Consider the following 24020-nt stretch of genomic DNA (forward strand, 5'->3'; position numbering starts at 1 on the left):
ATCAGCCCTCCTGATGGGCGAGGTCAGGGACGATGGAACGCTCACGCGCATGTTCCGCAACCCGCGCAACAAGGCTCATGTCAACATCGATCCGCCCAAAGTGCCGTTCCAGCCGGCGCACATGGCGCTCCAGCTCATCGATCACCACTATCGGCTCACCCTCGCCGGGCACCGTCGGCGCGACAGTGATCGCATAGTGCAGCCCTACGCCGAGCAGGGATTCCGGAATCTTGGCGAATGAAACAGGAATACTGCCCGCTTCATCCTGAAGGCCGGCCATGGACTGGATGTTCATCGAAAACAGTCCCAGCTTCAGAAGGTCCCGAACCAGAACCTGGCTTTGGAAAGCAACGGCGGCCGGGAGCGTGCGCCCGTTCCGCGAGAACTGGTGAGGCATGCTGGAGCCGACATCCAGGATCACATGCGCACGCAGATCGGTGTCCTGGTGAAGATGCACGCTCGCGGCTTCTTGGTTTACGTCCATTTCAATCTCCGGGCTGAAGGGCTGCGAAGGGCCCCGTGCCGTTATTTCGCTGGCTCAGCATAGTTTCCAATACGCGAAAAACCAAAGTTGAAACATTGAGCTGAACTATTTCCTGAAGTGAGAAATCCGTGTTCTTGAGGTGTTTTCCACATTTATCGGACAGAGCCCCTCTGCCGGAAATTGAACGGCTCAAGGATCTGTGAAAAAACATTCTTGCGAATAATTTTTGGCGGCAACATGAATTCCGAAAATCAGAACACCAATGGCGCTCTTCCGGAAACCGTGGTCACCGCGCTGATCAGCGCTTCCGATGAGCTGACACAGCGTGAGACCTGGGCTGCACCGCGGCGCGGCGGTGCGGCGGCAGCTGTGCCGCGTATGATTTCCGTCATCATGTCCGCCCAAAGGATGATCCGCCGCGGCAGCTCCGCCCGAACCTTCGTGAGGCAAAACAGCCTGCGCGTCATGGCGTATCTTCCAGCGGATATGCGCCTGAGTGCGCTCATCGAAATGGCCAGCCGCAATCCGGAAGCGCTCGACGACATTTTCTCCGGTCAGATTTCGCCTGAATTCGAAGTCTACCGCTACAACGTGATTTCGTCCCTGGGCGTTTTTGCCCGCCATGGTCTTGTCGAGGAGGTCTTCACCCGCGACCGGATCGAGGCAGTCGGGGCTTCGGTGCGCAATGTGCGCCGGCGGACATCCGCGGACCAGAAGGACGGGTGAGTCAATGAAGCGCGAGTTCAAGTTTTCCGGCATCGTTTTTGCAGCCCTGCTGAGCGGGACGTCCCTTTCGGCAGCTGAGCCTCAAATAATTCTCCCGGATGAGGACGCTCTGACCAGCGATGAAAGTATGCACGCCCCTGTGAGGGAGGCCGTTCCAGCCGTTGTGCTTCCTGAGGAGGATTTACCGCAGGAAGCCTCAGGGTCTGCTCAAAAGCCTAATGCGGCTGTGCTGGATCTCTTGCGCGCCGAGATCACGAACCGCTACCTGAACGACGCCGCGCCCGGTATCGACCAGCAGCGCATCGCAGCCCTGCTCAGCGGCGAGTACATCGCCGATTACGAGTACGGCGAGCGCGAACCGGTTCAATTTCACAATGGCGTCTTCCTGCCGCAGCAGAAGAAGGAAGCCGAAAGCGCTGTTCCAGACCGCAAGCCTGTTTCCGTTGAAGGCCAGCCCGGCGGCTTCAGGCTGACCCCGGAAGCGATCCGCGCCATGTCGGCGATGTCCCCGGATCAAATCGAGGCCATTGCGCTGATGATGCAGCTGGCAAACGATCCCTCTTCTGCCATCATGCCGTCGCAATCGGTCCTGCAGGGCATCCCAAGCCTCAGCGATGACGGTATCGGATCCGCTTCTCCGGAAGAACTTCTCTCAATGGCCAGGCAGGCGGGCGCGGCTGCGCCGCGCGTGGTGGATGTCGGCAATGGCAAGGATATGTCCCTGCAGGGCTGGGAAGTGATAGCGAACCCCGATGGCACCATCTCCCTGAGCAACGCAAAAATTCCGGGATCCAGGTTCAATGTCGAGCCCGGCATGGTTGTCGGCCGCTATGGCCGCGTAGTGGATATTTCCACTGAACCCGGCGACCTGCATGTCACGTTCGAAACCGGTGACCGGGTCGAGGGGAAGTCTGTGTCGCTGAAGCATGGCATCCCCGCCATCGAAGCTGCAGGCGATGATCCGGCCCCCGGCGGCGGTGAGATCCTTGTATCCGCCGCTGTGCCGGTGCCTCCAGCGCCGCAGCGCTCTTCTGCCGAAGCCGGTATCGAAGAAGAGACCCCCGAGAATGCGAAAAACAATGATGGCCGGTCCTCTCCGACCGTCTCTCTCCGCCCGAAGCCCAAGCCAAGTCGCCTCTGACGGCGACCATTAAGAGGATGATCGAAATGAAAACGTCGTCAGACAAAAATGCACTCATGCGCCTGGCGTTTGCCGCAGGGCTCGCGCTGTTCGCCTGCACCCATGCTGCACCGCTTGCAGCGGGCGGCGGTGCCCCCGGCGATGCGCCTGCGGCGTCAGCGCAGAACAAATGGGTTGTCATGGCCGGCACGTCTTTGAAGGACACGCTGGACGGCTGGACCCGGGTGTCGGGATGGACGCTTATCTGGGACAGCCCGGATGATTACCGGCTGCGCGCCTCGGCGACCTTTGCTGGCGGTTTTGAGGAAAGCGCGTCGAGCCTGATCGACTCCATTTACCTGGGCAACCCCGAGCTTTCCGCAACATTCCACCGCGGCAACCGCGTGCTGCACATCCAGCACCAGCCGCTGAGCAGCAACTGAGCGCCACCCCGGAAGGATTGAAAAATGAATAAACTGTTGTCTTTTGGCGCTGTGTCGCTGATCGCGCTCACCGCTTGCTCGACGGGCGAGGATGAGAAAATCAGCCGTTATGAGACGGGCGTGAAAATGGGTCTCGAGCGCCTTGGCGGACGTACCGCCAAACGTGCAGGCGGTTCGCAGTTCTCAGATGGCATCTTTGTCGGCGCCTCCCCCGAGCGCCACAATGCTTCGGCCTTGCTGCCGTCCCACCTGGAAGCGCCGGGTGCGATCAAGCTGCAGAGCCGCGACCCCATGGGTCTGAACGAGATCATTCAGCGTATGGCGGACATCACCGGCATCCCGCACATTCTGGCCCTGGGCCCGACCGGAAAATTGTCCTCTGCGAATGACAACAGCGTCATTTCCGCGGACGAAGCCACGTCGAGCACCGACAGCACCGGCCGCCCTGCGCCGCGCAATGCGGTTGCCGGCGGCCGGTCATCACGCGCATCTGAAGAGCCTGGCATCACCATGCGGCCTGACCTGCGCGGCTCTCTCTCCGACGTTCTGAACCGGATTGCTTCGACCTTCGAGGTTGAGTGGTCCTATTCGGACGGGAGGGTGATCTTCCGCGATTACGTGACGCGGAAGTACCAGATCACAGCGCTGCCTTCGACCTCAGGCCAGACCTCCTCGATCGGCTCCAACAACATCACGTCGACCTCCTCGATCAACTCTGATGTCTGGTCGGAGGTACAGGCCGCAATGAGCGGGCTGGTGGGAGAAGGCGCACAGGTCTCGATTGGTTCGACCACCGGCCTGGTGACCGTCACTGCCAAAGTGGCCGACCAGAACCGGGTGCAGGAGTATATCGAGCAGCTGAATGGCACCATCAGCCAGCAGATCAGCTTCGACGTGCAGGTCATGACCGTTTCCCTCAACGATGAGAACAAGTTCGGCCTGGATCTGGGCGCGGCCATTGCCAACACGACCGACGGTGCAGTGAAATTCGGCTCCAGTGTGTTTTCGGGCGGCGCCCTTGGCGATTACAACATCGGCATCCTGTCCGGTGATGTCTCCGTTGGCGCGGTTGTGAATGCGTTGTCCACGCAGGGGCGCGTATCCGTCAAAAGACGCGCCGGCGCCACGACGTCGAACAACCGCGCAGCGCCGATCGAGGTGGTCACCGAGACCCCGTACCTCAAGGAGATCACGATCGAAGAGGATGAAGACGGCGATGACCGCATCATCCGCACCCCGGATATCGTGACCACCGGCTTCCAGATGCAGCTGTTCCCGCGCATCATGAACAACCGCGATATCATGGTGCAGTACACGGTTCGCCTGTCGGAGCTCGACGACATGCGCACCTTCGGCGAAGGCAATGATGCGATCCAGCAGCCGGTCGTCTCCAAGACGTCATTTGAACAGCAGACCGTGGTTGAGAATGGCCAGACGCTGATCCTGGCGGGCTTCGAGCGCGAACGCATCACCACCGAGAAGAAGAAAAACGCCAACGGCCTGTCTGCCTGGGGCGGTCACTCGGAGAAGACGAACGAACGCGTTGCAACGGTCATGATGATCACGCCGCGCATTATCGACCGGTCCAAAGCCGCACACTAAGGGGGCGGCCGGGTTCGCCCGGCCCCGCTCAGCCGGACCGGCTGCGATACGAGGATGCAACGATGAATTTCGACAATGAAGAAACCCAGAACATTGACCAGAAGGCTGACGGCGCGGCGCCGTCCGGGCTTTCTGCGCTCTTGCGGAAGTTCAAATGGCGGCGCTCCGCAGCTTCCGAAACGGAAGAGAGCCCTGAAAGTGCTCCCGGCGAAAGTCTCTATGAAGATCCGCCCGCAGAAGACGTCTCCAAAGGCGCCGCTTCAGGCAGGCTCGCATGGCTCCAGCGTCTCAAGCCGCAGGCTGGCCGCAGCAGTGAGCAGGTATCGGATGACATCTTCCTTGAAGATGCGGGCGTCCTTTCCTTCGGAACCAAGAAAGCCGCGATCGGATTGACCTGGACCTCGATCGAAGAGGATACGGCCATCAAGGATAAGATCGAGGAGATGAACGATCTGACCCGGGGCGACCCGACCCAGGCCACTGTCGATTTCAAACTCTACACCGACACCCTGGACAACGGTTTCATCGGCTTGGGCAGCCCTGATCAGGGCCAGGTGCCTGGGATGCGTGCGCTTGTCACGATGCTGCCCCCCGAAGTGACCGGCCCCCGATGGATCGGTGTGTTCCAGCTCAGTGAGGCCAGCGACATCTGGTGGGTCGGCTCGATCCGGGACGGCAAGGTTTTCGATGACCAGATCCTGCGCTCCCGGGAAGCAGCGGAGCAGATTTTCCTTGCAGACCTGGAAGCCCCTGACTGGACCGCCGTCTACGCGCCTTTGGAGTGGGGAATTCCGCAGACACGCCGTGAGAAGCTGCACGAGCTCGTCGACCTGCGTTCCGGCAGCAAGCTGAAATCCTGCACCCCGATCAAAGACAATCTGCCGCGGATCCTGCTGGGCAGCGTTCTCTTGGCCGCCGCCGCCGGCGGGTACTTCTTCATCGATCATCAAAGGGCTGAACAGGAACGGGAGCTGAGGGAGTTGCGCCGCCGGGCGGAGCAGGGAATGATCTTCTCCCCTCAAGATGTGCCTTGGCACAAATCGGTTGAGATTGGCGGGTTTATCGAAGTCTGCATGAGGGAGATGGCCAAGTCCGCCATTCTCATCCCCGGCTGGGAGGCCCAGCCCATCTCCTGCTCGTTTGACAAAGGCAAAGGGACGATCAGCACCGGCTGGAGCCGCTCGGGCGGAAGCTTCAGCTGGCTTCGCTCAGCCATCCCCCCGGACGAACCAGCACCGCGCCTGTCCGCCAACGGTAAAACCGCGTCCTGGGGACGGACCTTTGAATTCGGCGTGAATGAGACCTCCTTCCAGGAAAAACCCTGGTCGGGCGTCCTGATCGAGGAGCGGCTGCGTGAGCGCTTCCAGGTCCTGGGTGCTCCACTGGCCATTCGCCCGAATGACAAAAACCAGAAAGCGGCACGCACGCATCCGGTTTTCAACTCGCACGACATCCGTATTTCGGCCCCATACAGGCTGACGAATTTTGGGGATATCCTGGAGGATGTACCGGCGCTCGTCCCGCAGGCTCTGCTATACAATATGCAGACCGGGATCTGGGATTTGGCGATCAAAGCCTACCATCCGCCTATGCTGCCTCCGCCTCCGCGTTAAGCGGACCGGGGAATAACACCATCACGAATTGACCGAGGCCGTCATGAAGAATGCGAAAATGAAATACCTCAATCCGATTGGCATCTCTGCGCTGGCCCTGCTGGCGTTCCAGCTGCCCGTAAACGCGCAGGCGCCGTCCTCAGAAAATCCGCCCTCCGGACCGGAGATCGTGATCGATGGCAGTGTTCGAGACACTGCCGCAGCCGAAACGGAAGGCGCGTCGGCACCCGCCGAACGCGATTTTCAGGCCACCGTGGATGAGGTGGCCAAGGCCGACACCCTGCGGCTGGACCGTTACGGCATCGTCAGCAAGCAGGCCGACATCATGGAGCAAAGGCTGATCCTGGAAGGGCAGATCAGCCACGCCAAATCTGTCGAACAGCTGGTGGAGCTGCTGGGCGTTGACGCCTTCCGCCTGATGTATCCGGAGCTGGCAAAGCAGCTGGAAGGCAGCCCGATCCTGCTTGATGCCGATCTCAAGAAGGCCCAGATCAAGCGTGAAATCCAGGAAGCCCTGGAGGGTCCATCGGATAGCGTCGCCGAGGCCCCAAAGGCCCGTGATGACGGCTCGAGCTTCTTCGATCCCACCTATGTCGCGCCGCCGTCAGCAAACGCCAGGCAGACGGCTGCCGCCTCGGATGCGCCCTCCCAGTCCGAAATTGTCGAGCTGATCCGCAAAGAGCTGTCCTCCATGCAAGGCGCCTCTACCCTGGATGCCGGCGGCGCCCAGACGGCGGCCCCTCTGGCCCCGATCGACATCCCGGTGTCGCTTCGGGAGGTTTACGGGCTGGCCGGAAACTTCTCGGCGGTGATCGTGCATGGCGAGGAGCGGATCCGTGTCCGGGAGGGCGATCTGCTGCCCAACGATACGATCGTCCAGCAGATCGATGAGACTTCGATCACCATTCTGCGACACGGCAAGCCGATCAAGATCCAGATCCGCGGGTAAGCCCGCCTATCAGCCCCGTGGCGGAAGCCATGGGGCGATTTGCGAAAATTGACTGTAGTTTTTCGATTGGATGAACCATGAGCGCCGACATACTCAAGCAAAGCATTTCGAGTGCTGAACTGCTAACGCGGCCAAACGGGCCTGTACAGATTGCGGACTCCCAGCGCAGGCAGGTTGCGCTGTTCTCAAACGGGGTTGCCATCATCACGACCGGCGACCGCTGGTCCGCTGACGTAAAGATGGCCCTCTCCACGGCAACACGCCGCGGGTATGAGATCACTGAGTTCCATGAGGTCGAGCCCACCGTCCTCATGGACCTCTATGCTGATGAGACCGGGGGCGCCACTGAGGCGATCGCATTGGAGCTGGACCGGCAGGTCGACCTTTCGGAGATCCTGGCAAAAGCGGCAGCGGAACGCGCGTCCGACGTCCATATCCGCGTTCTCAAGCGGTATGCAGAGATCAGGATCCGTGTGTTCGGCCGGGCCAAGGACCTTGGCTTCCGGGAGCCCGATGAGGGGATGGCGCTGATCAAAGCCGCCTTTGCCGTTGCCTCTGACCAAAGCGGAGCGACCTCTGACCTGAGCTTCCAGCAGGGCGCGCTGACCTCGAAATCAAACCTTCTGCCCAACAAGGTGGAGATGGTCCGCCTGCAGTATTCGCCAACATCAGATGGCCGCGGCGCCCTTGTCATGCGCCTCAAATATGAAGCGCCGGCGAATGAGATCGAAATCGACCATCTGGGCTATAATGCCCAGCAGATTTCCGACATTGCCACGATGCGGCGCCGGACAAACGGGATGTATATCCTGGCCGGGAAAGTGTCCTCGGGAAAATCGACGACACTGCAGCGCGTACTGAACAAGATGTTCATCGACAAGCTGCGCGAAATCACGATGTACACCATCGAAGAACCGGTCGAACTGGATCTGCCCGGCGCCATTCAGGTGCCGGTACGCTCAGGGCAGAACGGGGTCGATGGCTTCACTGAGGCGATGAAAGCCTCTTTGCGCTCCGACCCGAACGTCATTGTCATGGGTGAGACGCGTTCATCTGAAACGAGCAACCTGGCCATTCAGGCGGTGATGACCGGCCACGCCCTTTGGACAACGGTCCATGCAGGCTCCGCGCTTGGCATTCTTGACCGCATGATCGACCTTGGTGTGCCCGCGTGGAAGCTGCAGGATCCGCAAGTTATCCGCGGCCTGGTCTATCAGCGTTTGGCCGGTGTCATGTGCGAGCACTGCCGCATCACTTTCAGGGAAGCGGTTGCCAAAGGCCAGTTGGACAAAGAGCTTGCGAAAAAGCTTATCAATATTTTCAAAAAGGGAGCCGATGATCTCTATGTCCGCGGCCCTGGCTGCGACCACTGCAAACTTGGCCTCTCCGGCCGGACAGTGGTTGCGGAGACGGTTCTCACCGACCCGAAGCTGCTTGAGCTCTTCGCCCGCGGCGAACGCATCCAGATGCGGGAATACTGGATGAGGCCTGTCGACGAGGGTGGACTGGGCGGCCTGCCGGTATTGCACCACGCCCTCTCCAAAGTCGGTGCGGGTCTCTGCGACATCAACGAGGTCGAAGAGGAGGTGGATCTGTTTTCGGCCTACGAGCGCGACTTCATGTTCCTGCAGGAACGCCTGCGCTCCGATGTCGCCGTTCTGGAACAGGAACAGGAAATGAAAAAGAGGCTGGAAAAGTGACCGAGCTGCATTTGGCGTTCCTGCCAAGCCAGGAGGCCGCGATAAAAGAGCTGATCCAGCGCTCATCCGGTATCGCGCTTGTCTCTGGTGCGGATGCGGACGCGCGCACGTTTGCGTTGGAGGCTGTGGTGCGTAGCATGCGCTCCCATGACCACATGCGGTTCTCCGTCGTTGCTCCCCCGGGGGCCTTCCGGGCTCCGCCCGAGAGCATCGTGCCCATGCAGCAGGGCGGCGACCGTATGGTCTCAGCTGTCCGCTACGCTATGCATTCTGATCCCGATGCATTGATCGTTGACCCGATCGATGCGGAAGGGGAGCCGCTCCTTGCCCGCACAGGAGCAGAAGCCGCTCGCTGGGGCATCGGCGTGTGGGCAAGCATTGAAGGAAGTGCTGCAGATAAGGCGCTCGAGCGCCTGGCTGGTTTTTTCTCTGAAGAGTTTGATCCTTGGGTGTCAGACCTGTTCTCCGGTATCTTCCATGTCACAAAGCTGCCCCGGCTTTGCGCTGTTTGCTCGTTCCCGGCTTCGGGAAAGATGTCAGGGGAGTTCTCAAAACTCTTTGAAGGGCGCGGCAGCTGGCGCGAAAGGGGCGCAGGCTGCGATTCATGCTGTGATGGCATCAGAGGTGCCGAAGTTATCGGCGAGATTGTCATTCGGCCTGGATCCGGTAAGCACGCCGCCCCGGGGCCCTCCTATCCATCACCAGGCTTGAGCGCTCTTGCTCATGCCCTCGTAAGAGCTGCGGAAGGGGTCTGCGAGGCTAAAGCAGCGCTGGACGCCTTCGGCCCCTTTCCAGCCAATCCACTTCAGTTATCAGAGCTGATGGAAACTCTACGCAACAACACCACCTCACCTGCCGGAAAGTCTTCGCCATGAAGCCTCACAAGCCCTCAAAGATTGAAAAGAAGCTGGCGAAACTTCTCTTCAGTTACCAACAGCGCACGGGTTTTTATGATCAATTGATCGCACTGATCGAAACGGGCATGAACCAGACCGACGCGATCCAGATGGCGTGGAAGACAGCCAGCGAGGAAGGCAAAAAGCCAAAAGAGACCCTGGCGATCATCCTGCATGACATCATCCAAAGCAAAAAGAATGGGTCCACTCTTGGCCAAGCGATGAAGCCTTGGGCCCCTCAGGAAGATGTTATGGTGTTGGAGGCGATCGAAAACTCAACCGATTTCGCAGGCAACCTGCGAAGTTACCTTGAGATGCTGGAGAAAAAGAGAAAAATCAAATCAACCATTATCTTGGGGTCTCTATATCCGATCGTTCTGATTTCAGTTCTCTTCGGCATCATGACGTATTTCGGCAAGGAAGTGGTTCCCACCATCGCTGAGATGCACCCCATCGAAAAGTGGTACGGACCTGCCGCCTTCCTGCGTTTCATCAACGCCTTCGCGATGAACTACATCACCCCGACGGTCTTGTTCCTGGTGACGACCCTGTCGCTGATCGTTTTCTCCTTTCCGCGCTGGGTTGGGGGCGGCCGCATCATCGCGGACAAGTTTCCGCTCTATTCAATCTACCGGATGTACACCGGCATCTCCTTCCTGATGTCTATGTCAATGCTGATCCAAGGTGGCATGCCCGCATCACAGGCACTGGACCGATTGCGGCCATCAGCGTCGCCTTATGTGGCCTACAGGATACTCAAGATCCGAAACCAACTACTCAACGGCAACAACTTCGGCGGTGCCCTTCATCGGGCTGGAACCGGTTGGCCGGACCGTAAGATGAATTTGAGCATCAAGATCTACGCTGAATCTCAGGATCTCTCTGCCCAACTCACCAAGCTGTCAAAGCGCTGGATCAATCAATCCCAGGAAAACATCACATCAGCCATGGGGACGGTCCGGAGCCTGGCCATGCTGGCTGTTGCCGGAACCCTGCTGGGCATTGTCGCGGGCGTTTTTGCGCTGCAAGGGCAGATCACGACATCGTTGCGCTAACTTTCCCGCCAGTCACTGCTGTGTCTCAGGTTAGGCCCCCGGAAACGGGGCCCTTTCACCGGAGGGGGAACACCCCGTTGCTGGACGTGGAGGCTTCGGCACTGGCCGCCTGCGAAGCGTCAACTCGACTCAAACGGCAGCGGCATCGAGCTGCTGCCGTTTGATAGGAAATCCCCGTCCTTCAGGGCGGGGAAGATGTTAATACATGCGAAGCGCTGTTCTGCGGATTATTCAACGCTGGAAATACATTGCGACAAGCGAGCGGAGATCGCCAAGACTCCTGCAGGGAGAGTTATCCGTCTTTTTAGGTAAACAGTGAGCCTGAAGGGCGAGTTTATCCACATTTGGGGCCATTCACTAGCAGAATGTAGTTTGCGAAAATACATCCAACGGAAGGATAATAATCATGCGGCTGCGCTTCCAGCGCCGCTTGTTCGAACCACCAGGTGCCATCGCGTGCCACCACGCTCCTAAGGATTAAAACGGGAACACGACCATGAAGAAACTGAACACCCTGCGCAAACGCGGCTATGACCTTTTCCAGATCTCACTCGGCGTGATCATCGTCCTGGGCGGCCTGGCCGGCGTGATGTACATGTACTTCCAGGTGACCAACTCCACCACCGTAGCCGACAACACCCGCACCGCCATCGCCATCTCCAGCGAAATCCACTCCCAGTACCGCCTGGATCCCGATTTCTCCTCGCTGACCGCGGATGCAGACAACAGCGGAACCATCGTCGGCTCGCAGTTCCAGATCGCTTCCGGCATGCCCGATCGCATGTTTGACGACATTACCGTGACCGGCTCTGGCCAGACCTTCACCATCACCATGTCCAACCTGAACCGCTCCGTCTGTGAGCGCATGAAGCTGGAAGACTTCGGTCCGCGCAGCAATGCCGGTGTGGACGGCTCGGGTACCGCGTCCGATTGCTCCACCGGCGTGCTGGACATCACCTTCACCCGCTAAGCGGACGTGATGCGAAAAAGAAACCCCGCTTCGGCGGGGTTTTTTGTTTTTGCAGGGGCCTTGTCCACAAAATTACTGCCCTGCCCGACTGGGAGCGGGACATAGCTATCGGTTCTTTCCCGCCTCGCAATTACAATTTTCGCAGATGTCCATCCGGAGAATCCGGAATTATCGGCGCGAAACGTCCGGAAGATGAGGTCCAATACCATGATACCAACCAAGGGGAGTCCCGCCCTCATGCCGGGATGGAAACATGTGCTAGGCATGCTGGGGCTTTCGAGCCTTATCATGCTGGTGCTGGCACAGGGCGCCGCGGCGGCTGATACGCCCAGCGTTCTGGAGACGGCCGCGCTGTTTGGCACCCAGCACGGCGATGCCTATACCTCGATCTTTCTGAACCAGCTCTTCGGCCCGCTGTTTCCCGCGGCAAACGGCTCGACGACCAAGACGGTGTTCTCCGAGATCATCGGATACTTCAACATCATCATGCTGGTTGTCGGCGGCATTCTGTTCTTCTGGAATGTCACGATCGGGATCATGCAGTCAGCCCACGAGGGTTCGGTGCTTGGCCAGAGGTGGTCCTCGCTTTGGGCCCCCCTGCGCGTAATCTTTGCCGTCGGCCTCATGGTCCCGACCTTGAACGGCTATAACCTGGCTCAGAACGGTGTCGCCTATATCGTCCGCGGATCCACCAATATCGCTTCCGCCATCTGGGGCGCTTCGGCAGAACTGGTGATCAGCGGGGAAGCACCGATCACCACGGATCCGCCGCAGATCGATCCGAAGATCGTAGCAACCCTGTTCAACAACGCGGCCTGCCAGGCGATCGTCAATCAGCAGTTTGCCACCGCAACGGGCGGCGCCGCCGGTGTGGGCATTACCACCCGCGTTATCCCAAGCCCGGACGGCACCCGCACGACCAGAATGTCTGCGGTGCAGGCGGCTGATGGCTCTCTTTCCCACATGGGTCTTTGCGGTTCATCGTCGACGCCCGAACTGCCCCGCTACATCACCAGCATTTCGGATGGCGCATCAATCAACGGCATTCCGGAAAGTGCGCGCGCTGGCATCCAGTCGCGGTTCATTGCCGCTCACCAGGGCTCCATGCAAATGCTGGAGACTGATCTGGCGAACATTGCCAACAGCATCCTTCCCGCGGCAATGGACAATGGCGCGCCCATCCCGGACATCTCCAGCGGGATCATTTCGGCCTGGCAGCGTGCCAATGCCAATCTGGAAAACGAGATCGATGCTCTGACCACATTGGCCGTCGGCACCGACCGCCAGGGCCAGGCGTCCCGGGATGCGCTCCTCAACCGGATCAAAGGTACCTGCTCGGAGAACGCTCCGGCAGACATCTCCAATCCATCCGTCGATAACGACAGTGTCAAATGCTACGGCGAAGGCTGGATCGGCGCCGGCTCCTGGTACATGATGCTGGCCCAGCTCAACAATGAGCTGGCATCGCTCACCTATGCAAAAGCCACGGCAAGCGAGGGCAATTACATCCGTATCGTCGGTGACGGCGCGCGGGATCTGTACATCGCCTCCGGCGGCGAGACCGGGTGGTTCATCGATGAGACCGACCGCGCATATGCGGCGGGTTTTGCCACCGAGGAAGAAGCTTCCCTGTGGATGGCGCGGATGATGGAATCCTATTCCAACTCCACCGCGGGCCTTGCTGCCCTGGGCTTCCCGATGTCGACCGATCATCTGGGCGAATTGAACAAGAATGTCGATGGTGGAAACTTCCTTTCCAAGATCCCCGGCTACTCGTATTGGCGCACCTGGGTGATGGAAACCATTCTTGAAATGACTTCGCCTGGCCAATGGGCTGCGGATCCGATGATCGGCCTGACGAAGCTTGGCAATGCGCTGATCAACCTGTCTGCGGTTCTGATCGGCGTGGCTTTCATCGGCGGTCTGTTCACCGGCGGTTCGGTGGCAACGGTGATGACACCCTTCATCGGGATCCTGCTGGCCGCGGGTGCGACCCTGTCGTTCATTCTCCCCATCATGCCCTTCTTCTTCTGGGTTCTGGCGGTGAGCGGTTACTTCCTCCTGATCATCGAGGCTGTGATTGCCGTCAACCTCTGGGCTCTGGGCCACATGAGAATGGACGGGGAAGGTGTTTCCGGCGAAGCCGGACGGATGGGCTGGCTGATGCTTCTCTCCCTCCTGATGACCCCGGTCCTGATGGTCTTTGGCTTCCTGATCGGCATGTCTATCTTCCGGATCACCTCGGCTCTGATCGATCTCGGCATCAACCAGGCCATCTCCGGGATCATGGGCAGCGGGCCGTTCGTCGAGTTCGGCGCAATCCTCTGCTTCGGCGTCCTGATCACGGTCCTCTACATGACCCTGCTGGAACGCAGCTTCTCGCTGGTTTCCGAATTCCCCGGACGCGTGCTGCGCTGGATGGGTGCGGATGCAAATATCACCAGCGGTGAAGAGAAGCAGGTCCGGATGGCTGCGGCTGGCGCGGCTGGTGCCATGTATAAGGCAGGTGCAACCCCTGCAAACGCAGCGCACCGCCTTGGCGCCAAATACGGCTTCTCTGCCAAGGGGACCGGCGAGCGGGATGCATCTGGCGGCTATGCCAAACCGGGCTTCGTGCGCGGGTTCTACGACACCTTCAAGACGTCCATCAGGGGCCCAGGCCGTCCTGGGGACTCTGGCTAAGACGATAAAGAGGGGCGCCTGCGGGCGCCCTTCTTCTTTGTGTACCAGGAACAATGGAGGTCCAGCAGGCCAACTCACAAGTTCCGTCCTCCCCTCAAATTTGGGGGGATGCGAAAAATTATCAGAACCTCGTTGACATAAAGTTTTTCGCAACCTACATTTAGTGCATCAGCAACGGAGAACCACAATGTCCTTCATCTACAGCCTCCTGTATATCGCCTTCATATCGGCCACGGCTGTCGGCTTCATATCGTCGACGGCAGATGGGGGCGACTTCCTCAACATCGGCCTGACCCCGCTCACCTGGGGCTTTGCGACCGCTGTCACTGCCGCTCTTGCGGTGGTTGCCCACGTCAAGATGTTCGCAAGCCTCAGCGATCGCAGCTCCGGCCTGATGATCTTCCTGACCGGCGCCCTGTATGCGGCTCACGGCCTGACGCTCCTGGCGTCTCTCGTGCCGGCCGCGCTGGTGGCGATGGCGGTTCTCGCGGGTGGCGGTCATGTCGGCCATATCGCGGCTCTGGTCGCGGTTGTGATCCTGGCCATACCCTACACTCCGATGTGCTGGTCGCTCATACGTGAAATGAACGCTCATACCTGAGCTGAGCGCCTGACCATCATGGTTCTCTGAGCAAGGCCCGCCGTTCCGGCGGGCCTTTTTCGTGTCTGACGCATTTCATTCATGTGGATATCAACAGGTAACTTTTTCGCATTTCCATTTCGCAGGATAGGTTAGCAGGAGACAAAACTGACAACCTGGAGCCATACGGTGCCCCTTCATATTGCAAATATCAATCCATCAGCCTCACAGGCGGTGCGCTGATGCGGATTACCACCTTCGACCCCGGCCGTGAGGCAAGCTGGGCGCGGTTTGATACCGCTACGCCCTGGACCGTTGAAATCGGCACGGTTACGACGCTGGGATCCGGCCGCCTCCTTCGCCCCTGCCCCATGCATATTGCCGAGGTGATCGCGGACAGCGACCAGGTGATCGTGGAGGAGGTTGGCGCCAGAACCAACCAAGGGGTGAGTTCGATGTTCACCTTCGGACTGTGCGTGGGCTCGATCCTCGGAACCGTGTCTGCCCATCACAAGCCGCTCATCATGGTCACCCCTCCGGAATGGAAATCTGCATCCCGCCTCGGCGGTCTTTCTGATGACAAGGTGAAGGAGGCTTCCCGGGCCTACGCGCGCGAGCTCTGGCCTGAGCATGAAAAAATTCTGCGGGTCAAGAAGAACCACGGTATGGCAGAGGCCGCGCTCATGGCGCGCTGGTTCTTCCTCAAGGGGCCCGGCCGTGACATCGCTATGGACGACGGTCCGATGCGCGCGCCTTGTCCGCCTGCAGCGGCCTGACCGGTATGCGGCCCCTGAGGCCGCATGACCCGTTCCTACCTTTCAGGTTGCATTTTAGAATAATCCGGGTTATGAGGTCATTGTGCTGCACATGGCCGTTCCGGTCCGGGATTTTCCTAAGAAGAACATGTGCATCCTAACGTTCATGATATCCTTCTATCCAAAGGTCTTCGTGGCGGTAATGGACCGAACCCCAGATGCGATAAGATCCTCAAAGGTAGAATCATGAATGCACTGAATGCCGGTTTCCCGGCCTCCTCCGACGTTGCCAAAGCCCAGGCAAAGCGCCTGCGCACCGCACTTGCACCGTCCTACATCGTATCCCACAGCCAGAGCCTGGAGATTATCGCCAAGATCCATGGCGAGCAGAGCTGGGGCCGCATGAGCCACTTGCTCTCCTCGATGGCCCGGAATGCTCAGCCGGCCCCTGCGCCCGCACCGGCCCCTGCGCCTGTACCGGCTGCCCCGCAGGCCGTATCCGGCGACCATATCGAACAGCGGGCACTTCAGGAAATCTGGAAGGGTCTGAACAATCTCAAGCCCCGCCCCGTCACCATAAAGGCGAAGGCCAGAGCGAAGATCCTGTCCGGACAGCGCCTGATCAGCACCCAGGAATTCGAGGCCTGGCTGGACAAGCTGAGCATGGATCTTGGCAGCATGGTATTCGGGATGGGCGTAAACAATCTCCTCGCAATGGCCAAGGTGCGCTCCGTCAGCCATTTCCATAAGCCGGGGCCGGACGAGGCTCAGGTCGCAAGCTTCTCGCGCGCCGTCACCCTGCCCGGTTTCGCCGCGGTGCTGATCTACCTCGAAAGGCTCGGGTTCGATACGCATCCCGAACTCTTCGTGGAACCGGTTCTGCAGCAAATCGAGAACGCCGAGATCATTGATGAGCATGAACTGACTTGCCTCTGGTACAGCAAGGAAAAGGGATCTTTCAGGTTTCAGCAGAAGATGGTCGATGCAAGCCTCAAGCTCGATAACACGGTATCCAGGACCTTAAAGCTGCCCAACGGGCTGACCGTTTCAGCAGAACTCGGCGGCGAACTCGAGCACTTGGTCCAGGAGCTTACCCTCCTGCGCGAACCCTAAAAACGGAAAAGGCCCGCCATCGGCGGGCCTGCTTCATTGTGCGGGGCTGAACCACGATCAGAACCCAAAGGCGCCCTGCGGCTCCTGCGTGACGCTTTTTTGAGCGACCACATCGATCGCGGTGCGCACCTCGGCGGTGCGGAACACCTCCTTGGTCACCGGGCGCCGCGCCGAGTAGCGTTCCCTTCCGGAAATCCGGAAGGCCGGCAGGGACGCGTCGCGCTGGTAGATCTTTTCCCTCAAAAAGTCAGCCTCTTCCGCCAGGACCTCCGGATCATCCGGGAGGATCTTGTACCAGGACTTCTCGTGTCCCGCGGCATCCTGGCCATCAGGCGACCAGCGGTATCCGTTTTCCTTGAGGTGATCCTTCACAGCAAACGTGCTGTTTTCCGCAATCAGCAGGATGGAAGACGCATTGCTGTTCGCATACAACTCTGACCACGGCGTGCCCAGCTCAGGATGGTCCTGGTTCAGGATATAGGGCATCACGTTGATATCGTTCAGCGCGTTGTGTGATCCGTAGACATAACCGGCCTGCAGCGCGATCTGCTCAAGCGAGCGGCCGTTGCAGCCGCGGGACAGCCAATCGACCTGCGCAAAGGTGCAATCGAAGTCGATCTTGTCGAAGCCAGCGTCCGGGAAGTTGCGCTCCACCATCTTCCGGTCGAACCCTGCGTTATGGCAGATTACCTTTTTCGCATCCCCGAGGAAGGCCCGGACTTCGCCGTCGTCAATCGTGTGCCCCTTCACATCCTCATCCGTAATCCGGGTGATCCGGGTCACCTCGGCCGGGATCGGCATCCCAGGATCGCGGAACCGGTCAAAGACCTCGCCAACGCTCAGAATGCCCTGGCTGTCGTATTTCACCTTCCGCATAGCCAGCTGGATGACCTTGTCCTTCGAGGTGTCGACCCCTGTGGTTTCCGTATCCATCAGGACGCCCTCTTCGGCATTGGCCAGGCGCACTGGATCAGTGACTTCCGGGAAGGTCATTGCTTCGACCTGCTGGAGCGTGCTGATCCCGCCGGAATGCAGGGTGTCGCGAATGAGGCTGAGGCCGTCCGAGGTCGACATCAGAGTTTTCAGAAGGGTGACGATTTTCTGATTGCGGTCTTCATTCGCCATTGAGGAGTTCCTTGCGCGGTTTGGTGTTGCCCGTATCATCCGGCGAATTTGCGAAAATCTCAATTCCGGGATTGCCTTCGCGGATCAGAATGAGCTCCCGAACCGGGGTTGCGCCTTGGATCGGGAACTCGCAAAGCTCGATCTGATCCGCACGCAAGAAGTCCTCCTGCACCTCTGCGGGAAGATCCAGCGAGATCATCTTGCCCTCGCCATAGATCTCCACCGCGGCCGGGGTTTTGATGCGGTACCCTTCAGCTGCGAAGGGGAACAGAGGCCGCACCACAATGGATGGGCCGTCCTCCCCGCTGAGCATTTCGACAGTCTTTTCGAAACCGGACGTCATTTTTGTGGCACACGGTATGTCTGGGAGTGGATCTTGACTGCCGGGTGTACACGGCCGGGCCCGGCCTTGCTGTATTTGCCGGTCTTGCAGCCCCGGGCCGTATAGGGCGGGTGACCCTCCAGGGTCTCGGCGCTAGGTGACGCGTTTTCCCAGTCGATATGGGGCTCGACCAGGGGGTCGCTGAGCGTGGTGTCCGCATCTGCGCAGTAATCCCCCGCGTAAGGCTGCAGGCCCTCGAGGTAGAAGCCTGCAGCTGCGGGTGTTGCGCTGATCAGCCCGGCCGCGGCAAAACCCAAAGCGGTTGCGATGATCCGTGTCATGATGTTCTCCAGAATTTACAATCAGGCGTCGCTGATCTCGTGAAGGATATGCGGCCGGATACCTATGGATCCGGACAGAAGTCCGTGAAGCCACTGCGGGGCTGCCAGGACGATGGCTGAGAAGCGGGCACCGGACCCGACAGTCTGCGAGAGGATATCGTCCAGTCCGGCGCTCATCTGGCGGCCCGCCTCCTTCACAAAGGAAGCCGTATCAACCATCCGGCCGTAGATCCGGGTCCGGCCGCTCAGGGCCAGGGTGATCGTTTCCTGTTCATCCAGGGTGATAATGCGGTCACCCAGGTTAACCGGAACGCCGAACAGAAAACTCCAGCCGAAGATCGCGGTCCAGCTCTTCGCACACTCCCCCTCGTCATCCAGAATGGTCACACGGGTTTCCCCGGGGCCAATTGTGACGAAGACCCGCTCTTCGCGCATTCCTGGATAGTCATCCGTAAGGCGCGGCTCGGGAGAGCGGAAAACGCGGATGCGTGCTGCTGTTTCTGCGGGTTCTGTGACAAGCGCGTTCATTTCCGCCCCTTCCCCTTCTTCGACTTTCCTTTTTCCGCTGCCTGACTGCGATGCTCGATCATCTGCCGGGCCCGCTGGACGTGGGCTTCGGTTTCAAATCCGAAATCCACAGCTGAGCGCTCGCGATGCAGACCGCGGGCGCTGCGCTTGCGGCCAACGAGGCGTGCCCGGAGGAAGCGCAGGATGCTATCCGCGCTGACACCTTTGCGCTCGAAGAACCACAGCACCAGGATGGTCACGATCGACAGGATAATCGTCCACATCCGGATATGCATGATGGTCAGAAAGAGCACTGCAACCAGGCGGCTGTCGAACAGCAGAAACCTCGGCTGCTTGTGGCTCTCACGCCAGTAGAGGGGCGTTCCGAAATACATCAGCCATGCCCTTCTACTGCATACCGTCCGCCCAAGTGCAGCGCGTCACGGCGGGTAATCTTTCCTTCCGCATAGAGCTTGGAGCACACTGACTGCAAAGACGCGTGCTGCATCTCCGGGTCCTGGCCGGCCAGCGCACCCTGCACCGCCTGATCAACAATCGTCGACCAGTCCTGCATCGGGGACGTCAGCAGGCGCTCACGCATGGCTTCCGTGAACTGAAGGTATTCCCGGACCGGCACCCGGCCGCTGCCATCAGGGGTCGGCACCAGATGCTGAACCATCAGGAAACGCAGCGCGTTGACCAGGTCGTAGCCGCGGCTCTCCCGCTCATTGCCGGGGAAAATCGTCAGCAGTCGCCGGATCGCAACAGCAACCGAACCGGCATGCGTGGTGGTGTAGACCAGGTGCCCCGTCAATGAAGCCTCGAGCGATGCAGCGATGGTTTCGAAGTCACGCGCCTCGCCAACGTTGATGATGTGGGGCTTGCGGCGCAGCGCCGAATGCACGCCTTCCGCAAAGGACCGCACGTGACGGCCGACTTCGGACTGCCCGATCGTCGAAGAGGATCCGCCCAGGCTGCTCATGACATCCCGGAAGGTGTATTCGATCGGCGCTTGGATATCGACGATCTTCACCGGCCGCGGGCTTTCCTCCAGGTGGTACCGCGTCAGCGCCGCCATGGTTGTCGACTTACCCGACCCGGTCGCCCCTGCGATCACAACGATACCGTCCCGGGGGGCCAGTGCCGCAACCTCATCCGCGCCCAGCTTGACCAATTCCAGATCCGGCGTCCGCCGCGGTAGGGCCCGGAAGGTCAGCTCCACGCCCGCGCCATCGCGGCCGTAAATGCCGGTGGCATTCACGCGGAAACGCTGACGGTCCCCGTCCGGCAAGTTCAGCTCATAGGAGAAATCGAGGACATTCATTGCATTGATTTCGGTAGGACCGTTCGACCCGCCGTAAGCCTCGACCAGAATAAGGTTCAGCTCCGTCGGCGACAGCGGGCGCGTCATCCCCCGGTAGAGAATGCCGTGAATTTCCGGCCGCGGCTGCTGGTCGGACTGAAAGGTGATATCTGAGGCGCCGGACATCACCGCCGTCATCAGCATCTGGCGGAAATCCTGCACGCTGATCCTTTGCGGCTCGTCAGGCAGCAAGCGGATTGTCCGGGCATCGGTATCCGGCTGGACTTTGACAGCCTTCTCGACGCCCGGCGACATTTTCCGAGACATGGGCGTACGCGGCTGGCTGGAGGGGCTCATTTCATTCATGGGGTCAATCCAGATTGGACAGCGACGGGATCTCTCCGGTCTCGACGATGAGCGCATGGCGTTCGGACACCGAGCGGACTTTCCAGCGTGTCGGGTCGGACTGGAACGATGCGTCGGATACGATCCGGACGGTCGAGGAGCCGATCCGCATCTGGCCGTTGTCTTCGGTCACGCCGAAGTCGGCGTCGGCAAGCACCATCCGGTCCATCATGCCCATTGCCACCAGGCGCCGGTATTGCAGCATCCCCTGATAGTCCTGCTTCAGCCGGGCAATGCGCTGCTCGAACTCAGCATCGGCCAGCTCAATTCCAGCATCAAAGCCATCCTCGAACCACCCCTTGAACATCTTCAGCTCCTGCGAACCTGACGGCATCAGGCTGCGGGCAGGTTCCTCCGGGGAGGGCGCGGCGAAGATCAGATAGTCACGCCAGGTCGGGGCATGCGCCGAAATCCTGCCAGGGCGAACGATGGTCAGATATTCATCAGCCACACTGGCCTCCCGCCCATCCGCATCGGTGGTGAAGGCATCGAATGAGCGCGAAACGACCGGCGGCAGAATGACACCCGCTTTCACCGGAGCGGAAGACACCACACGGTTGAAGTCGAACACCTGGCTCAGGTCGCGGGAGCGTGCCTCCAGGCGGCCGAGGATCTCCCAGGAGCGCCGGGCATAACCCATCTGCGATCCATAGCTCTGCGCGGCCTCCTTGAGGGCTTCCGAGCGCAGCTTGGTGATCTCGGACTTTGAATCGTCCGGATCATAGATGGCAATCCGGATATCAGACGCGGACGCGGGAGGCTCCGCGCCAATCCGCAGGTTGTCTGTTTCGGCACCGATCGCCGGAGGCACCAGATCGGAGCTCTTGCCGCGCTCAATGGCCGGCAAGGTGCAGGCCGAGAGCGCGAGGCCGGCGAGGGCCATGATTGCGGGGGCGCGGCTCGTCATGCGATCAGCCTCCGTAACGGATTTCGATGGTCTTGGCGGAGGGGTTGAAGCCGATGTCGGCATAACCGTGCGCCATGGCGCCCGCGCGGCGGACCACCCCGAAGAGGGGCTCTTCATTCGCGGTGATCGAGATCATCATGGGATTGGCCGGGGTGTCTCCAGTCACACTGAAGGCATAACCGGCACGCACGGCCATCTCTGAGAGGAACGGCTCGATCGCGCCTTGCCAGTCCACGGTGACCGGCTGCACGGCCTCTGGCGGCAGAACGACACCTGGCGGGACGCTCTGGCCCGGGCCTGCGCGCACCGGTGCGGCGGTTGCCACTTCAACCTGCGCGATGGCCTCGTTTGCCTTCGAGGAGGTCTCGACCGCTTCAGCGATCTGCTCGTCGATCTCAGGGATGGGATCGACCTTGGGGGTCCCGATCGTCATGGAGCCACAGGCCGAGATGAGCGTGACAAGGACGAGCGAGGGGGCTGCCAAATGTTTCATGAATTTCTACCTGTGTTCTCCTGGTGAAAACCTGACCCAGGCTAGCATTTGGCGAATGTGCGAAAAAAGGTCTGATGCAGGTCTTTCCCGATCGACCGGCTTGATTATTGTGGAAAACCCCGACGCGCCGCGGCTTGCTCCGCGCCCCGGGACGCTCGCATCATCATCTCTATAAAGTGCTGCCTGGAGGCTCCACGGCCGCAACCCCAGCCTGTCGGCGGACCTGCCAGCAAAAGCGCTGCGCTCTTTATGCTCAGGGTGAATGACTCCCAAATTTTCGCCGATGGCCAGAATATTCACGGCTGGAGTAAACCATGTGAGCCATGCAGGGGTGCAATCTGCCGCCGCAAGGTCGTGCAATAGTTTTTCCGATCTTCAGCCGGCTTCTTACGAGATCTTCGAGGAAGCACCCCGGCGGCGCTGGTCATCCACAGAGTTTTGCGAAAATGAATGCTCCAAGGCTACCTTCTTTCGAAAAGGCGCCCTATAAATGTGAAAGCGGGCCTGGTGACTCTCACTCGGTCACAGCGCGGCCTGGCGGCCTGCGCGGCAGGCTCGAAAACAGAACCCGGAATTTACCCGGTCCGATAATATGCGATGCCCCTCCCCTCCGGGGTTTATCGTGGCAAGATGGGAAAACCATGGAACAATACGTGAATGTCATCAACCGCCTGATCGATTGCACCGAACGCCGTTGCGAGGCCCTCTCACGCCCTGCGCGGCTCATCGATCTGGTGACGCAATTGTCGATCCGTTCCCGCGCGCTCTCCGTGGCCACCGTGAATGTCGAGATCGCAGCTGTGCGAAAAATCTTCTCAGAGGTGGAGCGCGCCGATGGAACCTGCTCCTGGCCCACGGGGGTCACCGTGCGCAGCTGGATGGAGGCGCCCGGCAGTGACGATTTTGAGGCCGCCATGCAATCCGTGCAGCGCCCCTACCGGACCATCATGGAAGACGGCGAAGAGATCCTGTCCGGCGAAATGGAAACCCTGCGCCTGAACGGGCATGACCTCGTTGAGGAGGAGCTCGTCGAGCTGCTGACCGGTAAGAAGGGGGACACCAAGGCGCGCACCGATCAGAAGTCGCAGCGGTTCCTCAATGCCCGGGATCTGACGGCCATCGAATTGGAACTGAGCCTCCATGACCCCATCGACAGCCTGAACTCGCTGAGCACCGGCAAGGCCCGCCTGGAGGGAACCCTGAGGCTCTTCGTGAACGTCATGTGGTTCACCGGAATGCGCCCGATCGAGGTCTGGAACTGCGCCCTTATGGTGCCGCGGATCGACCTCGCCTTCACGCCCGAGATGGTCCGCATGGTCAGCGAGAACCCCTCGATGGCGCTCCACCAGGAACTCATGATGACCGTCTAACAGGCGTCGCGCGACACCGGCGACAACCTGGGCGTTGCCGCCCGGAACGCCATGACGCGCAGCGGCGCCCCCAGCATCCTGATGATCAAATCGGCCAAAACGACAAACCAGAAAGCGGAACTGAAATCCGAATACCGCTTGCAGGTGCTCAAGAAAATCCCGACCCGGCAGCTCAACCTGATCGCACTCGCCACCCAGTGCCGCAAGCTGCGCCTCTCACCTGAGCGCAAGGACAGCATCCGCGCCTCGATGACCCGCATCCTCAAACAGATTGCCAAACAGGAACCGCGCTTCGAGGGCATGAACCTGAACCTCTACGCCTTCCGGCACTCCTTCGCGACACGGGCCAAGCTGGCCATGGAGCCACATGAGGCCGCGGCGCTGACCGGCCACACCGCTAAGAGCACGTTGCATGTCTATGGCGAGCGCAATCTGCGCAGCGGCACCGGGGGGGGGGGGCGAATCAACCAAGACTGGCTCCCCTCCCCCAACCCGATCTCTGCCGAAATGATCCGGCATACACGGAAAGCACGCCCCACCGCGGCAACGGCTCTCGAAA

Annotated in this window: 25 protein-coding genes; 16 read left to right on the forward strand and 9 right to left on the reverse strand. The window is 60.0% G+C overall.

Annotation, left to right across the window (positions count from 1 at the left end; genetic code table 11):
- Position 1: 1 nt before the first annotated feature.
- Positions 2-484, reverse strand: a complete 483-nt coding sequence (locus tag AB9K35_RS08215) for a hypothetical protein (protein ID WP_027234588.1) — start codon at positions 482-484, stop codon at positions 2-4.
- A gap of 237 nt (positions 485-721) precedes the next feature.
- Between AB9K35_RS08215 and AB9K35_RS08220 the strand changes: the two genes are divergently transcribed.
- The 14 genes from AB9K35_RS08220 (at position 722) to AB9K35_RS08285 (ending at position 16688) form a co-directional block, all read left to right on the forward strand.
- Positions 722-1210, forward strand: a complete 489-nt coding sequence (locus AB9K35_RS08220; protein WP_027234587.1) for a hypothetical protein — start codon at positions 722-724, stop codon at positions 1208-1210.
- Positions 1170-2351 carry a hypothetical protein gene (locus AB9K35_RS08225; RefSeq protein WP_369925257.1) on the forward strand — a complete coding sequence of 394 codons (1182 nt, stop codon included), beginning with the start codon at positions 1170-1172 and terminating at the stop codon, positions 2349-2351. The genes AB9K35_RS08220 and AB9K35_RS08225 overlap by 41 nt, the downstream gene beginning before the upstream one ends.
- Before the next feature lie 26 nt (positions 2352-2377).
- Positions 2378-2773, forward strand: a complete 396-nt coding sequence (locus tag AB9K35_RS08230) for a toxin co-regulated pilus biosynthesis Q family protein (RefSeq protein WP_161631080.1) — start codon at positions 2378-2380, stop codon at positions 2771-2773.
- Between the two features lie 24 nt (positions 2774-2797).
- Positions 2798-4375: a hypothetical protein gene (locus AB9K35_RS08235; RefSeq protein WP_369925258.1), complete on the forward strand. Its 1578-nt coding sequence runs from the start codon at positions 2798-2800 to the stop codon at positions 4373-4375.
- A 62-nt stretch (positions 4376-4437) separates the two neighbouring features.
- A complete protein-coding gene (pilO2, locus tag AB9K35_RS08240) occupies positions 4438-5988 on the forward strand; it encodes a type 4b pilus protein PilO2 (protein ID WP_369925260.1) in 1551 nt (516 codons plus the stop codon).
- A gap of 58 nt (positions 5989-6046) precedes the next feature.
- Entirely contained in the window at positions 6047-6937 is an 891-nt protein-coding gene (locus AB9K35_RS08245; protein ID WP_369925261.1) for a hypothetical protein, read from the forward strand.
- A 77-nt stretch (positions 6938-7014) separates the two neighbouring features.
- On the forward strand, positions 7015-8637 hold the full coding sequence (locus tag AB9K35_RS08250) for a GspE/PulE family protein (RefSeq protein ID WP_369925262.1): 1623 nt from the start codon (positions 7015-7017) through the stop codon (positions 8635-8637).
- On the forward strand, positions 8634-9512 hold the full coding sequence (locus AB9K35_RS08255; RefSeq protein WP_369925263.1) for a hypothetical protein: 879 nt from the start codon (positions 8634-8636) through the stop codon (positions 9510-9512). Before AB9K35_RS08250 ends, AB9K35_RS08255 begins: the two co-directional genes overlap by 4 nt.
- Positions 9509-10588, forward strand: a complete 1080-nt coding sequence (locus AB9K35_RS08260) for a type II secretion system F family protein (protein WP_369925264.1) — start codon at positions 9509-9511, stop codon at positions 10586-10588. Before AB9K35_RS08255 ends, AB9K35_RS08260 begins: the two co-directional genes overlap by 4 nt.
- Before the next feature lie 496 nt (positions 10589-11084).
- Positions 11085-11558, forward strand: a complete 474-nt coding sequence (locus tag AB9K35_RS08265; protein ID WP_369925265.1) for a hypothetical protein — start codon at positions 11085-11087, stop codon at positions 11556-11558.
- A 237-nt stretch (positions 11559-11795) separates the two neighbouring features.
- A complete protein-coding gene (locus AB9K35_RS08270; protein WP_369925266.1) occupies positions 11796-14240 on the forward strand; it encodes a DotA/TraY family protein in 2445 nt (814 codons plus the stop codon).
- Between the two features lie 187 nt (positions 14241-14427).
- Complete coding sequence (locus AB9K35_RS08275; protein ID WP_369925267.1) at positions 14428-14841, forward strand: hypothetical protein; 414 nt, start codon at positions 14428-14430, stop codon at positions 14839-14841.
- A 221-nt stretch (positions 14842-15062) separates the two neighbouring features.
- Positions 15063-15596, forward strand: a complete 534-nt coding sequence (locus AB9K35_RS08280; RefSeq protein ID WP_051357740.1) for a hypothetical protein — start codon at positions 15063-15065, stop codon at positions 15594-15596.
- 225 nt (positions 15597-15821) lie between these two features.
- The gene (locus AB9K35_RS08285; protein ID WP_369925268.1) at positions 15822-16688 is read left to right on the forward strand and encodes a glyoxalase superfamily protein; all 867 of its coding nucleotides are present in this window, start codon (positions 15822-15824) and stop codon (positions 16686-16688) included.
- A gap of 57 nt (positions 16689-16745) precedes the next feature.
- On the opposite strand, the gene AB9K35_RS08290 is transcribed toward AB9K35_RS08285, so the two are convergent.
- The 8 genes from AB9K35_RS08290 to AB9K35_RS08325 are packed head-to-tail and all read right to left on the reverse strand — an operon-like array spanning position 16746 to position 22091.
- Entirely contained in the window at positions 16746-17813 is a 1068-nt protein-coding gene (locus tag AB9K35_RS08290) for a 3'-5' exonuclease (protein ID WP_369925269.1), read from the reverse strand.
- Positions 17803-18126: a hypothetical protein gene (locus AB9K35_RS08295; RefSeq protein WP_369925270.1), complete on the reverse strand. Its 324-nt coding sequence runs from the start codon at positions 18124-18126 to the stop codon at positions 17803-17805. Before AB9K35_RS08295 ends, AB9K35_RS08290 begins: the two co-directional genes overlap by 11 nt.
- 26 nt (positions 18127-18152) lie before the next feature.
- A complete protein-coding gene (locus AB9K35_RS08300) occupies positions 18153-18476 on the reverse strand; it encodes a hypothetical protein (RefSeq protein WP_369925271.1) in 324 nt (107 codons plus the stop codon).
- Between the two features lie 21 nt (positions 18477-18497).
- The gene (locus AB9K35_RS08305; protein ID WP_369925272.1) at positions 18498-19004 is read right to left on the reverse strand and encodes a hypothetical protein; all 507 of its coding nucleotides are present in this window, start codon (positions 19002-19004) and stop codon (positions 18498-18500) included.
- Positions 19001-19378 (reverse strand): IcmT/TraK family protein, encoded by a 378-nt coding sequence (icmT, locus tag AB9K35_RS08310; RefSeq protein WP_369925273.1) that lies wholly within the window; start codon positions 19376-19378, stop codon positions 19001-19003. The genes AB9K35_RS08305 and icmT overlap by 4 nt, the downstream gene beginning before the upstream one ends.
- Positions 19378-20652 (reverse strand): type IV pilus twitching motility protein PilT, encoded by a 1275-nt coding sequence (locus AB9K35_RS08315; RefSeq protein ID WP_369925274.1) that lies wholly within the window; start codon positions 20650-20652, stop codon positions 19378-19380. Before AB9K35_RS08315 ends, icmT begins: the two co-directional genes overlap by 1 nt.
- A gap of 4 nt (positions 20653-20656) precedes the next feature.
- Complete coding sequence (locus AB9K35_RS08320) at positions 20657-21598, reverse strand: type IV secretory system conjugative DNA transfer family protein (RefSeq protein WP_369925275.1); 942 nt, start codon at positions 21596-21598, stop codon at positions 20657-20659.
- A gap of 4 nt (positions 21599-21602) precedes the next feature.
- Positions 21603-22091 (reverse strand): DotD/TraH family lipoprotein, encoded by a 489-nt coding sequence (locus AB9K35_RS08325; RefSeq protein WP_027234570.1) that lies wholly within the window; start codon positions 22089-22091, stop codon positions 21603-21605.
- A gap of 641 nt (positions 22092-22732) precedes the next feature.
- Between AB9K35_RS08325 and AB9K35_RS08330 the strand changes: the two genes are divergently transcribed.
- Both AB9K35_RS08330 and AB9K35_RS08335 read left to right on the forward strand, forming a co-directional pair.
- The gene (locus AB9K35_RS08330; protein ID WP_369925276.1) at positions 22733-23461 is read left to right on the forward strand and encodes a hypothetical protein; all 729 of its coding nucleotides are present in this window, start codon (positions 22733-22735) and stop codon (positions 23459-23461) included.
- Between the two features lie 51 nt (positions 23462-23512).
- Positions 23513-24020: hypothetical protein (locus tag AB9K35_RS08335; protein WP_369925277.1), on the forward strand; the 508-nt coding region annotated here is incomplete at its 3' end.

The organism is Leisingera sp. XS_AS12, from assembly GCF_041224635.1.
Classification (GTDB): Bacteria; Pseudomonadota; Alphaproteobacteria; order Rhodobacterales; family Rhodobacteraceae; genus Leisingera.